Origin of the sequence: Sphaerisporangium flaviroseum, from assembly GCF_039537005.1 — a bacterium.
GTDB classification, from domain to species: Bacteria; Actinomycetota; Actinomycetes; order Streptosporangiales; family Streptosporangiaceae; genus Sphaerisporangium; species Sphaerisporangium flaviroseum.
In genome coordinates this window covers 585,007-597,966 of sequence record NZ_BAAAZR010000008.1, presented here as the reverse complement: position 1 = coordinate 597,966, position 12,960 = coordinate 585,007, and the positions used below count along the sequence as shown (strand labels likewise).

Annotated in this window: 10 protein-coding genes and 1 pseudogene; 5 read left to right on the top strand and 6 right to left on the bottom strand. The window is 68.0% G+C overall.

The window, feature by feature from the left end:
• The first annotated feature begins 62 nt into the window (after positions 1–62).
• Positions 63–1,814: a carbohydrate-binding module family 20 domain-containing protein gene (locus tag ABD810_RS18965; protein WP_344941544.1), complete on the top strand. Its 1,752-nt coding sequence runs from the start codon at positions 63–65 to the stop codon at positions 1,812–1,814.
• A 75-nt stretch (positions 1,815–1,889) separates the two neighbouring features.
• Here ABD810_RS18965 and ABD810_RS18960 read toward each other — a convergent pair whose 3' ends face one another.
• On the bottom strand, positions 1,890–2,837 hold the full coding sequence (locus ABD810_RS18960) for an endonuclease/exonuclease/phosphatase family protein (RefSeq protein ID WP_344941541.1): 948 nt from the start codon (positions 2,835–2,837) through the stop codon (positions 1,890–1,892).
• Between the two features lie 261 nt (positions 2,838–3,098).
• Here ABD810_RS18960 and ABD810_RS18955 point away from each other — a divergent pair, with 261 nt between their 5' ends.
• On the top strand, positions 3,099–3,386 hold the full coding sequence (locus ABD810_RS18955) for an iron-sulfur cluster biosynthesis family protein (protein WP_344941538.1): 288 nt from the start codon (positions 3,099–3,101) through the stop codon (positions 3,384–3,386).
• A gap of 72 nt (positions 3,387–3,458) precedes the next feature.
• Here ABD810_RS18955 and ABD810_RS18950 read toward each other — a convergent pair whose 3' ends face one another.
• Positions 3,459–3,884: a nucleoside deaminase gene (locus ABD810_RS18950; protein ID WP_344941535.1), complete on the bottom strand. Its 426-nt coding sequence runs from the start codon at positions 3,882–3,884 to the stop codon at positions 3,459–3,461.
• Positions 3,881–4,699, bottom strand: a complete 819-nt coding sequence (locus ABD810_RS18945; protein WP_344941532.1) for an LLM class flavin-dependent oxidoreductase — start codon at positions 4,697–4,699, stop codon at positions 3,881–3,883. The genes ABD810_RS18950 and ABD810_RS18945 overlap by 4 nt, the downstream gene beginning before the upstream one ends.
• Before the next feature lie 144 nt (positions 4,700–4,843).
• Here ABD810_RS18945 and ABD810_RS18940 point away from each other — a divergent pair, with 144 nt between their 5' ends.
• The 3 genes from ABD810_RS18940 to ABD810_RS18930 all read left to right on the top strand — a co-directional run bounded on the left by ABD810_RS18940 (position 4,844) and on the right by ABD810_RS18930 (position 7,028).
• Positions 4,844–5,314, top strand: coding sequence for an Lrp/AsnC family transcriptional regulator (locus tag ABD810_RS18940; protein ID WP_344941529.1), 471 nt, complete (start codon positions 4,844–4,846; stop codon positions 5,312–5,314).
• A 66-nt stretch (positions 5,315–5,380) separates the two neighbouring features.
• Positions 5,381–5,965: a peroxiredoxin gene (locus ABD810_RS18935; protein ID WP_344941525.1), complete on the top strand. Its 585-nt coding sequence runs from the start codon at positions 5,381–5,383 to the stop codon at positions 5,963–5,965.
• A gap of 502 nt (positions 5,966–6,467) precedes the next feature.
• Positions 6,468–7,028, top strand: coding sequence for a DUF998 domain-containing protein (locus ABD810_RS18930; protein WP_344941522.1), 561 nt, complete (start codon positions 6,468–6,470; stop codon positions 7,026–7,028).
• A gap of 330 nt (positions 7,029–7,358) precedes the next feature.
• Here the strand turns inward: ABD810_RS18930 and ABD810_RS18925 are convergent, their stop codons facing one another.
• From ABD810_RS18925 to ABD810_RS18915, 3 genes and pseudogenes are all read right to left on the bottom strand, one after another.
• Complete coding sequence (locus ABD810_RS18925) at positions 7,359–8,069, bottom strand: GNAT family N-acetyltransferase (protein ID WP_344941999.1); 711 nt, start codon at positions 8,067–8,069, stop codon at positions 7,359–7,361.
• A 171-nt stretch (positions 8,070–8,240) separates the two neighbouring features.
• Positions 8,241–9,430 (bottom strand): annotated as a pseudogene (locus ABD810_RS18920) (RNA-guided endonuclease InsQ/TnpB family protein); the annotation flags it as partial.
• Between the two features lie 447 nt (positions 9,431–9,877).
• Entirely contained in the window at positions 9,878–12,745 is a 2,868-nt protein-coding gene (locus ABD810_RS18915; protein ID WP_344941519.1) for a galactose-binding domain-containing protein, read from the bottom strand.
• Between the last annotated feature and the right edge of the window lie 215 nt (positions 12,746–12,960).

The following is a 12,960-nucleotide window of genomic DNA, read 5'->3' as shown; positions in this document are numbered from 1 at the left end:
GACCGGGTGTTGGCGCACCCGGCCCGGCTCGGGATCGCATCCATCGAACCTGGAGGCCCCACGTGAGATCCTACAAATCTCGCCCCCTCACCCTCACCGCCGTCCTCACCCTCCTGCCGGCCCTCCTCGTCGTCCCCCTGACGACCCGCTCGGCGCAGGCCGCCCCGTCGGGCACCAAGGACGTCATCGCCAACCTGTTCACCTGGAACTGGAACTCGGTGTCGGCCGAGTGCACCAACGTGCTCGGCCCGGCCGGGTACGGAGGTGTCCAGGTCTCTCCCCCGCAGGACTCGGTGAAGCTCTCGGGCACCCACTCGTGGTGGGAGATCTACCAGCCCGCCGCTTACGACCTGACCAGCCGGATGGGCAGCAGGGCGCAGTTCTCCTCGATGGTCCAGGCCTGCCACGCGGCGGGGGTGAAGGTCTACGCCGACGCGGTGATCAACCACATGACCGGGCAGGGCGCGACGTCGTACGGCGGCAAGAGCTTCTCCAAGTACGTCTACCCCGGGACGTACTCGGCGGCCGACTTCCACTACTACCCCGGCGCCTGCGGCAACTCCGACAACACCATCCACGACGGCGACTACACGGGCAGCGCGAACAACGTGCAGAGGTGCGAGCTGGTCGGCCTCGCCGACCTCGACACCGGCGCGGGCTACGTGCGGTCCCGCATCGCCGCCTACCTCAACGACCTGCGGAGCCTGGGCGTCGACGGCTTCCGCGTGGACGCGGTCAAGCACATGAGCCCGGCCGATGCAGGGGCCATCTACAGCCAGGTGACCGGCTCCCCTTACATCTACCAGGAAGTGATCTACGGTGCGGGTGAGGCCGTCCAGCCGAGCCAGTACATCGGCATCGGCGACGTGATGGACTTCCAGTACGGGCGCTACCTCAAGCAGAAGTTCGAGGGCAGCATCTCCGACCTGCAGACCTTCGGCGTCACATGGGGTGGCATGCAGCCGGGCGACAGGGCCGTCACGTTCGTCACCAACCACGACACCGAGCGCAACGGCTCGACCCTGACCTACAAGAGCGGCTCCACCTACACCCTGGCGAACATCTTCCAGCTCGCCTGGAACCACGGCACGCCGCAGATCTACGACGGGTTCACCTTCGGCAACAACGACGCCTCCCCGCCCTCGGACGGCAACGGGTACGTGACGGCCGCGAACTGCTCCAGCGGATGGACCTGCCTGCACCGTGACGGCGCGATCAACGGCATGGTGGACTTCCACAACGCGGTCAGGGGCACCTCGGTGGCCAACTGGAGCGCCCCCAATTCCAACGTGATCGCGTTCAGCCGTGGCGCGAAGGGATGGGTGGCGATCAACAACGGCGGCGGCTCGTACTCCGGCACCTTCGCCACCGGCCTGCCCGCCGGTAGCTACACCGACCTGACCGGCGGCGCATCGGTGACCGTGAACTCCAGCGGCTCGGCGAGCGTGACCGTCCCCGCGAAGGACGCGGTCGCCATCCGTACCGGCGCCACCGGCCCGACGCCGACCCCCACTCCGGGCACGACGGTCGCGACGTCGTTCAACGCCAACGTCACGACCTCGTTCGGCCAGAACGTCTTCGTGGTGGGCAACGTCGCCGCGCTCGGCGCCTGGAACCCCGCGAACGCGGTGGCCCTGTCGTCCGCGACGTATCCGGTCTGGCGCGCGACGGTGAACCTGCCCGCGAGCACGGCCGTCCAGTACAAGTACATCAAGAAGAACACGGACGGCTCGGTCACCTGGGAGAGCGACCCGAACCGGTCGTTCACCACACCCGGCAGCGGGACGGCGACCCGCGACGACACCTGGCGCTGACCGTGCGGGGCGGCGACCAGTACCCCCGACTACCTGGAACCGATGAACCTCGGCGACATCGTGGCTTTCAGGGCTTCAGAGGCGGAAGCGGGCGATGATCGGGGCGTGGTCGGAGTCGGCGGCGTCGCGGCGGACATCCGGGTCCTCGCTGATCGACGGGAGACCGTGGCCCACCACGGACCGGATCTCCTCCACCCGCTCGATCAAGGCCCGGCTGGCCAGGATGTGGTCGATCAGCTCGCCGCGGCCGTTGTGAACCCGGGAGTACCGTTCCGCCTCGGGGATCAGGGTCGCGAGGTTCCACAGCCGCCACGCGTCGCCCCGGTCGGGGCGCAGCGCCCCGGCGGTCCCCAGCTCCGAGCCGGGCGGCCCGAGCACGATCTGGGTGGTGGCCGCCTGCGGCTCGTCGTTGAAGTCGCCGAGGACGACCACCGGCCGCTCCTGCCCGTGCCCGCCGACGAGCCGGTCGGCGAGCCCGCGCAGCGTGGTCGCCTCGGCCGCACGCCGGTACAGCGCGTAGGCGCCGTACCTTGCGCGTTCTCCCTCGTCACGCGCCTGGAACCGGCCTCCGGGGAAGCTCAGCAGCTTGGACTTCAGGTGGCATACGGCGACGTCCAGCGTGGTGCCGGGCGTGGGCTCCACCCGTACCGCCAGCATCCCCCGGCTGGTCTGGGCCGCGGCGGGACCGGTGTCGGCGTTCTGCACGGCGGCCAGCGGCGCGGTGAACGCCGAGACGTCCTGCAGGGCGGTGAGGGGAAAGCGGCTGATCACTCCCACCCGGATGCCCCTGGCGTCGGGGTGTCCCGACAGGACGGTCCCCCATTCGCCGTCCAGCGCCGCGACCAGGTCGGCCAGCGCCTCGGGCTGGCCCACCTCCTGCACGCCCAAAACGTCCGCCCCGGTCCCGGCGATCGTGGCGGCCAGCGCCGCGATCTTCTCCTGGTAGGTCACCTCGTCCCTGGGCCCGAACTCTCCCCCGGGCCGGTACAGGTTCTCCAGGTTCCACGTGCCGACGACGACCATGCCCGCTCCCGTAGTGAATGCGGGAAAGACATCTCGTCCCGCGGCTCAACTATGACCGGTCACGCAGGCACCGGCCACTCTTTCGCCACCAATGACCAGGGTCGTCACCCGAGGTCAGGACCACGCGTGGCGCCGCGTGTCAACGCGACGTCAAGGGTCATTAGCGAGATTCGACTCACAGAAGCCGACATATCGGTTTATAGATCGCAAAGCAGGCAATGGCCGGGAGGGTCTGACAACCAACCCTGGCGAGGAGAAGCAATGCTCACGCTGACAGACAATGCCGCCAAGGTGATCCGTGACCTCAACGCCCAATCCGACGAGGCGACGGAGAAGGGCATCCGCATCTCGTCCCAGGACGAGGACGCGGGCTCCCTGCTGCTGTCGGTCGCCGACGGGCCCGAGAGCACCGACAAGGTCATCGAGAGCGAAGGGGCGAAGGTCTACCTGGACCCGGTGGCCGCGACCGTACTCGAGGACAAGGCCCTCGACGCCAACATCGACGACCAGGGAGGCATCTCCTTCCACGTGGAGGACCAGCCCATCTGAGGCCGGCCGGACGCCAAGGCGCCGGGTCCGCCACCTACCAGGCGTTCCGCGGGACGGCACTCCTTGGTTCACTCAGAGGTAGTAGCCGTCGACGGGAACGCGCGCTTCGTCGAACAGCGCCGGGCCTTCAAGAAGCGCACCGGCGTTCGTGACGGCCGGCTTGAGCGTTCCGAGCTGCTCGGTGGAGAGCGCGAACACGACACGGCCCAGGTGGGACCGTTCGATGGCCCCCGTGCACATGCCACAGGGCTGGCAACTGGTGTACATGGTGGTGGCGGCCGCGGTGCCGGGGTCGAGTTCGCGGGCCGCCCACCGGGCCAGCTTCAGTTCGGGGTGGGCGGTGATGTCGGCGTCGGTGAGGACCGTGTTCTGGTCTTCGGCGAGGATCGCGCCGTCCGGCCCCACCAGCAGCGAGCCGAACGGCGGGTTCCCCGCGGCCCGCGCCGCGGCGGCAAGCTCGATGGCCCTGCGGAGAAGGCGTTCTTCGTCGTGTGTCACTGTCGCTCCGTTGATTTGTGATCTGCGCTCCGCCCCCGGTGGGCGGCCACGGTCGCGAGCGCCTGCCAGGCCGTTTCCGGGTGGGAGATCTCGCTCAGGTCGCCGTTGAACGGGTCGAGCACGACGGTGCCCGCGCCGAGAAGGCGCAGTTGTTCGAGGTCGTCGGCGATCTGGTCGATCGTGCCCTCTCCGGCGAGCCGCGCCGGGTCGGTGATCGGTGCGTCGGTGAGCCGCAGGGCGATGCGGGGTGCCAGGGCCGGCACCGGCCGGCGCTCCTCGTCCGCGATGGTCTTCATCCGGTCCAATGCCTCGCGCAACCAGGGGAGCGTGGAGCGCAACGGATGCCATGCGTCGCCGAGACGTACCGCCCGGCGCAGGCCGGCGTCGCTGTTGCCGCCGACCCAGATCGGTATCTCCCCGCTGCGGTAGTCCTCATCGTCCTCCCAGGCTGTACGTACAGCGCGGAGGTACTCGTCGGTCAGCGCGCCGCGCCGATGGAACGGGACCCCGAGCGCCTCGAACTCCTGCCGTGCCCAGCCGACGCCCACGCCGAGGACCAGCCGTCCCCCGCTGAGCTGGTTGAGGTTGGCCGCCATGCGAGCGATGAGCAGCGGGTGCCGATACGGCACGATGAGCACCGTGGTGCCCAGCCGGACCCGATCGGTGACTCCGGCCAGCCAGGCGAGGGTGGTGAACGGTTCGTAGAACGGTGCCGGATAGTGCTCGGCGACGTCAGGGGTCACGACGATATGGTCCGAGATCATCAGCAGGTCGAACCCGAGAGCCTCCACCGCCTGTGCCCAGCGCCGCAGCACGCCAGGGTCGGTCCCAGGCCCAAAATTCGGGACATTCACTCCTAGTTCCACTTGATCATGCTATTCCACTGATCACGCTGGCTGGAAGGGGATTCTCCCTGCATACAGGCCGATATGCCGTGAAACTGCCGGTATCTTTGCCGAATGACCGAGAGCCTTGACGCGACCGACTGGTCGATCCTGGTCGAGCTCCAGCGTGACGGCCGCCTTGCCCTCACCGAGCTCGGACGGCGAGTCAACCTCAGCGCCTCCGCGGCGACCGAGCGGGTCAGGCGCCTGGAGTCGGCGGGGGTCATCACCGGCTACCGGGCCGACGTCGACTTGGAGAAGGTCGGTTTCGCCGTGCTCGCGGTCGTACGGCTGAAGTACCCCGGCAGCCGTCATCAGCCACTGCACCGGCTGCTCGGTGAGCGCCACGAGATCCTGGAATGCCTGCGAACCACCGGCGACGACTGCTACACGCTCAAGGTCGCCGCCGCATCCATGGCCCACCTCGAAGAACTGGTCAACGAACTGGCCCAGTTCGGCAGCACCACCACCAACCTCGTCTACAGCCGGCCCCTCCCCTACCGCGGACCCTCAGGGCCCGTGACCACGGGCGGCGGTGGCTCTTGAACAGACTTCGCCTGGGTCATCGAAATCTGTTCAAGAGCCACCGGCCTGGGTCATTAAGGTGCGGTCATGAGCCACGATCCGACGATACTGCCACCCGGCCTTCCCGTTCCCGTCGATGACGGCGCGTGCGCGCACCTGCCCGGCACCCCGTTACCGCCCGTCGCCCTGGCCGCGACGCAAGGCGGGACCGTACGCCTCGACCAGCCCCCCGCGGACGTCGACCGTCTGATCGTGTACGCCTACCCGCGCACCGCCGTGCCCGGCGAGGCCCCTCTGGTGGCCGACTGGGATCTCATCCCGGGCGCCCGTGGCTGCACTCCCGAGTCATGCGGCTTCCGCGACCATGCGGACGACCTGCGCGTGGCCGGCGCCACGGTCATGGGACTGTCCACCCAGGACACCGAATACCAGCGGGAAGCGGCCGAACGACTGCACCTGCCGTTCCCGCTGCTGAGCGACGCCGACCACGCGCTCACCGACGCCCTGCGCCTCCCGACCTTCGACGCCGCGGGCGAGCGGCTGCTCAAACGCCTCACCCTCGTCATCCGCGACGGCGTGATCGAACACTGCTTCTACCCCGTCTTCCCACCCGACCGGCACGCGGAACAGGTCCTGACCTGGCTCAGGGATCGACAAAGCGCTACTAGTTAGCTTTTGGACATCGGGGATGGTGCTGCGGGGTGGTCTATCTGTGATGCGCCCACCCGGCACCCATTTGATCGGGGCACCCATCTGCTGCCCACCCAGGTCAAGATCCCCGGGACGAGACAGGCAGCGGTCTTCGAAAAAGGGAAAACCGGGGCAGAGAAGGAAAGCTCGGTCACGAGATCAACGCCTCAGCGGACGGGGATGGGACCCCACCATGGGGTGTCAGCGGTGACCGACCTATGAAAGCCCACCCGGCACCCATTTGATCAGGGCACCCACCTGCTACCCACCCAGCTCAAAACCCCCGGAACCAGACAAGCAGCGGCCCCTCGAAGAAGAGAAAGCCGGGGCCCTCAAGGAGGGGAAGCCGGGGCCGGGGAGTGAAGTGCCCGCCGTGGGCTTGTTGGAGGAGTGGATCACGCTGTTGCCATGTCCGGTATCGGGCGGCTGCTTCGACGTTCCTGCTGGAAGGCACGACGCACGTGCCCGGCAGTGAGGAGGAGCGATGGTTCAGCGGAGCGTATCTCCGGAAGCGTCGACAAGGACCCGGCCGACAACACCTACCACGGGGCTGCTGGCGTGTGGTGTCGTCGCCGGCCCGTTGTTTCTCGGGGTGTGGCTGATCCAGGCGCTCACTCGCGACGGGTTCGACCTGACCTACCATCCCCTCAGCCTGTTGAGCCTCGGGGGCCTGGGATGGATCCAGATCACCAGTTTCGTCGTGGCGGGCCTGCTGAATGTGGCCTTCGCCGCCGGGCTGCGGCGGGTACTGCATACCGGCCGGGGCGGCACCTGGGGCCCCTTGCTGATCGCTCTCAGCGGGGTCGGGCTGGTCATGGCAGGAGTGTTCACCGCCGACCCGGGTGCCGGCTTCCCGCCCGGGGCACCGATCGGGGCGCCCACGCACATCAGCTGGCATGGTGTCCTCCACGAGGTCGGGTTCATGGTGACATCGGTGTCGTGGATCGCGTCCTGTTACGTGCTCGCGCGCCGGTTCGCCGAATTCGCGTTCACGATGGCTCTGGCGGTACGTCTCCTGCGAGCCACTGCCCGGCGGCTTCCCTAAGCGTGTAGTCCCGGATGCGGTTCGGGGTCAATTCATTGGCGGCGACGATGAGGACGTGTCAGACGTCGACTACAGTCCGCCCCAAAGCCCCGCCTCCGCTCGCGACAGCTCCCAACTCGGGCGGGCAGCAACCGGGTACCCCAATCAAACGGGTGCCGGGAGGGGCCCTCGGAAGCTAGATCAAATGCTTCAGCCATGCTTCGACACCACACGTCGCACAAACGGCCGTACCCCCCCGGCCCGCTCCCTCCCAACGAAAACCAAGGCAGAACCGGATACCGGGAGGGAGGACACGGCAGGCCGGGCGGCCCGGACCGGGCCCGGTCGTGTCTAGCGGAAGTGGGTCCAGGTGAGCAGGCTGAGCGTGCGGCCCTTGTCCTCGACGATGTTGGGTGGCGCGTCGCTGAGGTGGAAACCGGCGGCGCGGGCGACCCGTGTGCTGGGCTCGTTGTCCGGTTCTATCTCCAGGAAGACCTGCGCGAGTCCTGCGACCTCGTGGGCGAAGTCGGTCATGACCTGTACGGCCCGGACGGCCAGGCGCTGTCCTCGGTACGCGGCACCGACGGCGTATCCGATGCTTCCCGTGCCGTCGTCGCGCATCATGAGCAGTGCCTCGCCCTTGGCCCGTCCCCCGTCGGTGGTGATGGCCAGGTGGACGCGCTGGTCGATGGCGCGGGTGCGCCGGGCCTTGTCCAGGTAGTTCCGCGCCGCCCCCAGGTCGAAGGGGGTCACCAGCGGGGTCCAGTAGGCGACCTCGCGATCGTCGAACAGTTCCACCATCACCGGCAGATCGTCATCCGTCCATTCGCGAAGCACGAGGCCGTGACCGCTCAACCGGAGTCCAGACCCGAACGCCGGACGCCTGTCCTGCTCCGAGTGGGCCAGCGGACTCCTACCCTGCTGCTCGGAGAGGCCCAGCGGACTCGCACTCTGCCGTCCCGGCGGGAAGACAGTGCGCGTTCCCTGCTCGGCGGGGACCGGCGGGAGCGCGCCCTCCTGGCCCGTCGGTGAGGCAGGGCGCCTGCCGTGTTCGGTCGTCATGAGGGAGCCTCTCGGTTCCTGGGACTCGTGTTGCCACAGAGTGCCAGATCCCGAGTTCCGAGGCGGGTCTACGAGACGGTTGCCCCGTACGGCGGCGGGTCCGGGAAGAACCGTCTTGTGGATCAGCACCTGTTGACATCCTCCCCCTCGTGAACGAGGGGCATTCCCCACGGTCGCCTGTGGGGGTTCCTGCTTCGTCGCCAGTCGCCCGCCGGGAGAACTCCCTTGAGGTCTTACACCGGCTCCACAGGCGTTTCATCTCTCCGCAAGCCCTGCGGCGAGGATGTTCTTGGCCGCGTTGACGTCCCGGTCATGGACCGCGCCGCAGGCGCATTCCCAGGTCCGGATGTTGAGCGGCATCTTGTCTTGCAGGGCACCGCACGCCGAGCACAGCTTGGAGGAGGGGAACCACCGGTCGATCACGACCAGTTCCCGCCCGTACCAGGCCGTCTTGTACTCCAGCATGATGCGCAGTTCCCGCCACGAGGCATCGGAGATCGCGCGGGCCAGGCTGTGGTTTTTCACCAGGTTGCGCACGGTAAGGTCCTCGATCACGACCGTTTGGTTCTCACGGACGAGACCAGTGGTGAGCTTGTGCAGGAAATCACGCCGCCGGTCGGCGATCCGGGCGTACACCTTGGCGACGCGGAGCTTTGCCTTGGCCCGGTTGGCGGAGCCTTTTCCTTGCGGGCCAGTGCCCGCTGCGCCCTGGCCAGCTTGGCCCGGTCGGCCCGCTCATGCCTGGGGTTGGCGATCTTCTCGCCGGTCGACAGCGTCACCAGGGCGGTGATCCCCGCGTCCACGCCGACGGCATTCTCCGTCGGGTCGAGCGAACCGATACTGTCCTGGCACAGGATCGACACGAACCAGCGGCCCGCCGCGTCCTTGGACACCGTGACCGTGGATGGCTGCGCGCCTTCGGGCAGGGGACGCGACCACACGATGTCCAGCGGGCCGTCCATCTTCGCCAGAGTCAGCGCACCGTCGTGCCAGCGGAACGCCGAGCGGGTGTACTCCGCCGACGCCCGGGACTTCTTGCGGGACTTGAACGTCGGGTACTTGGCCCGCTTGGCGAAGAAGTTCGCGAACCCGGCCTGAAGGTGGCGCAGGGCCTGCTGCAACGGGACCGAGGACACCTCGGCCAGGAAACCCAGGTCGTCGGTGCGCTTCCATTCGGTCAGCGCCGCCGAGGACTCCACGTAGGAGACCTTGCGGCCCTGGAGCGTGTAGGCGCGGGTCCGCTCCTGCAGGGCCTTGTTGTAGACCAGGCGGACGCAGCCGAACGTCCGGGCAAGCTCCTCGGCCTGTCCGGGAGTTGGATAGAAGCGGTACTTGAACGCCCGCTTCACGATCTGCGCCACGCCTCACAACAGTACAGAAACACGGGGCAAGAATCGCGCGAATGTTCGAGAAGACCCGTGCGGCACCGTGCCGCGTTTCCTCCCCGGCCTGAAGGCCGGGGTCTCCACGCTGAGAGGATTCGATGAGGCTCCGCTGGACCGACTTGCCCGAGCTCTCGGAGGAGGTGACCCTCCTCCGAGAGCGTCGGCTCCGGACCGGTCCAGGTCGGTCCGGGGTGATAAGGGGCCGGGAGGCACGTATCGATATGGCTCCGAAGGCCCGTTCAGATGGACCGAAGGCCCGTTCAGATGGACCGAAGGGAACGGATCCTCCAGATTCCGTTTGGTATAAAGCGGTCGCTCGTTTCTGAGGCCTCGGGGGCAGGTGCGTCCTCCTGTCCCCGAGGCCCCGGTCCTTGGGGGCAGGTGCGTCCTCCCGTCCCGAAGGCCCCGGTCCTTGTTCTCCGGTCAGGAGGCGTACACCTCGAATTCGGAGAGCTGGCCCGCGGGCCAGCCGGAGTTGGCGGTGAAGGACAGGCGGACGTAGCGGCTGCTGCTCGCCGGGAACGTGATCGTCGCGCTGTTGCCGGTCGACGGGTTGAAGGTGTAGGCGGCCGAGCTCTTCAGCGGGCTGTAGGAGCTTCCGTCGGTGGACCCCAGGACCGACAGCGTCTGCGAGCGCGTGGCCCAGGCCGCCGCCGGCGGGAGCTTCAGCACCACCCGGGTGACGCCGACCGGCGCACCGAGGTCGACGGTGACCGTCTGCGGCCAGGCGTTGTTGACGCTCTCCCAGTAGGTGTTGGCGTTGCCGTCCACCACGTTGCCCGATCCGTACACGTCGGCGTGGCCGCTCTCGCTGGTCGCCTTGCCGAGGGCGAGGTTGCCGGACGGAGGCGTGGGCGTCGGTGTGGGCGTGGGCGTCGGTGTGGGGGTGGGCGTCGGGGTCGGGCCCGCCGTGCCGTACACCTCGAAGGAGGAGAGCTGCCCGGCGGGCCAGCCGGTGTTGCCGGTGAAGGTCAGCCGTATGTACCGCGCGTTCGCCGGGGTGAACGACACCGTCGCCGTGTTACCCGAGGCGGGGTCGAAGGTGCGGCCCGCCGCACCCGAGAGCGTCGAGAAGGTGGAGCCGTCGGTGGATCCGAGCACGGCGACCGTCTGCGTGCGGGTGGCCCATGCCGCCGCCGGCGGCAGCTTCAGCACCACCCGCTGCGCCGATACGGTCGCGCACAGGTCCACCGTGATCGACTGCGGGAACGCGTTGTTCGAGGACTCCCAGTAGGTGTCGGCGTTGCCGTCGACCACGTTGACCGGTACGAACCCCTGCGTCTGGCTGGTGGCCGTCACGGTCTTGCCGCGGGCGAGGTCACCCGTCCCCGGCGCACACGGAGTGGGGGTCGGCGTGGGTGTGGGGGCGGTGGGCGTCGGACTCGGCGTGGTGTTGCCGCCGCCGCCCGGGTAGATGTAGTTCGGTGCCGGCCAGGTGCCGGTGCAGGTGGTGGAGGCGGGGCTCCAGCCGGTGTTCCCTGCGCCCTGGGTGATGGAGAACCCCGAGCCGACACAGTTGTGGATGGCGACACCGGCGCCGATGTGGTCGGCCCTGACGTTGGTGAACGTGGTGGTGGCCGCCGACTGCGCCTGGATCATGTACGTGCCGGTGCCGTCGACCCGCACGTTGGTGAAGTTGACGGTCTTGGTGCTGCCCTCGATGAAGTGGATGGCCGCGTAGGAGCTGTCCAGGATGTCGGTGTCGGTGACGTTGATGGTGGCGTTGACCGGTTCGTTGAGCCCGCTGAACCAGATCGCGCCGACGCCGAAGTTCCAGTTGTAGTCGGAGTTGCCCGCTCTGAGCAGGGTGTTGCGGGCGACGGTGATGGTGCCGGACACGGCCGTGCCCTGTCCGGAGTTGACGCCCGGGTACCGGTTGGCCACGTGGATGCCGCCGCCGTTGGTGATGGTGTCGGTCACCACGTTGTCGGTGATCTTGATGTCCTTGCCGCCGTAGGTGACGATGTTGTTCGCCAGGATCGGCAGGATCACCGTGTTGCGAGTGAAGGAGTCGTTGACGTTCGGCAGCCGATCGGGCCACATGGCCAGGCCGTCGTCGCCGAGGTTGCGCAGGAAGCTGTTGGTCACCGTCGAGTTGGTGACGCCGGTGTGGAAGTTCACGCCGTCCGCGGTCTGGTCCAGGATGCGGCTGTTCTTCAGGGTGAAGTTGTCCATCGGGCCGTCCATCCAGGCGCCGACCTTGGTGTGCTGGATCCACAGGTTGTCCACCACGGAGTTGGACATCGCGCCACCGAGGCCATTGACCTGGTCGTTGTCCTCGCGCTCGGTGATCTCGCCCATGATGGCGAAGTCCCTGAGCGTGACGTTGCGGCTGGGCCCGCCTGCCTCGTGGGGCCGGATCTCGCCGCCGTAGCCGCCGCCCTGGACGTACTTGCCGTAGACGCCGACGCCGCGGTTGCGCTGGGTGGGGTGGCGGCCGGTGAGCACGCTGTACCAGGGGCCGGCCCCGCGCAGCGTCACGCCGTCCACGACGACGTGGTCCCACAGCGTGTAGGTGCCCTCGGGGATCCAGACCTCCTTGCCCTGCGCCCTGCCCGCGTCGACGGCCGCTTGGAACGCGGCGGTGGAGTCGGTCGTGCCGTTGCGCGCGGCGCCGAAGTCGTCCACCGACAGCGAGCCTGCCGGACGGGCGATCTGCCCGGGGACCAGCTCGAAGTCGGCCAGGTCCACGGTGATCGAGTTGGTCACCGATGTGGTCGAGACCTGGATTCGGACCTTGGTCCCCGCGGGAAGGGTGGAGCCGAAGAGCGTGCGGGTCTCGTCGTAGAAGTGGTGCGGGTTGTTGCCGCCGGGGTTGTTGTTGAACGGGTACCCGCCGTAGTACCACCCGTACTTGGAGGTGAAGGAGAGGTCCTTCAGGTGGGTGCCGTTGATCCGCAGGTCCACGGGGGTGGTCAGGCCCGTTCCCGCCCCGCTGTCGGGGACGCTGTAGCGCACCGACATGGCGTTGGCGGGCTTGGTCAGGGTGAACTCCACGTACTGGCCGACGGCGCCGAGCTTGACGGCCCGCCTGCCTGACGCCTCGGAGGGAAGGTGACCGTAGAGGCGGTCTGGCCCGATGACCTGGCCGTTCGTCGTGGCGTGCGCGGGGTCTTCCGCTTCGAACTCGGTGAAGGGAACGGTGGCTCCACGCCCGGCGAAGTCCCAGGGCGAGTCGACCGCGGTGGCGGCCACCGCACCCGAGGACAGGAGCGGGATGGACACCGTTCCCGCTGCCAGCGCCACCACCGTGGCGATCGTCCAGGCGTTGAGCCTGCCGGTCATCTTCATCAACTGACCCTTCTGCCAGAGCGAAGAGCCGGACGTTTCGCGGTCAGGGACGCGCGGACCATCGGTTGCCCGGCGGAACTGCCCACACCTTAAGATGACAGACAGATAACCGCAATGTTTCGATGTAAATCTGCAAAGTAACGACTGAGCTACGGTATTTCCTGCTGGCTGACGTGCTGAAACGGATGCATCGCACCCCACCATGGGTTATCTCG

What these genes read in the sequence shown, in the direction of transcription:
- ABD810_RS18960 (WP_344941541.1), bottom strand. Translation starts at nt 2,837, where the DNA reads ATGGTCGTCGTCGGCACGTGGAACCTGGAGAACCTGTACCGGCCCGGG.
- ABD810_RS18955 (WP_344941538.1), top strand. Translation starts at nt 3,099, where the DNA reads ATGCTCACGCTGACAGACAATGCCGCCAAGGTGATCCGTGACCTCAAC.
- ABD810_RS18940 (WP_344941529.1), top strand. Translation starts at nt 4,844, where the DNA reads ATGACCGAGAGCCTTGACGCGACCGACTGGTCGATCCTGGTCGAGCTC.
- ABD810_RS18935 (WP_344941525.1), top strand. Translation starts at nt 5,381, where the DNA reads ATGAGCCACGATCCGACGATACTGCCACCCGGCCTTCCCGTTCCCGTC.
- ABD810_RS18930 (WP_344941522.1), top strand. Translation starts at nt 6,468, where the DNA reads ATGGTTCAGCGGAGCGTATCTCCGGAAGCGTCGACAAGGACCCGGCCG.
- ABD810_RS18925 (WP_344941999.1), bottom strand. Translation starts at nt 8,069, where the DNA reads ATGACGACCGAACACGGCAGGCGCCCTGCCTCACCGACGGGCCAGGAG.
- ABD810_RS18915 (WP_344941519.1), bottom strand. Translation starts at nt 12,745, where the DNA reads ATGAAGATGACCGGCAGGCTCAACGCCTGGACGATCGCCACGGTGGTG.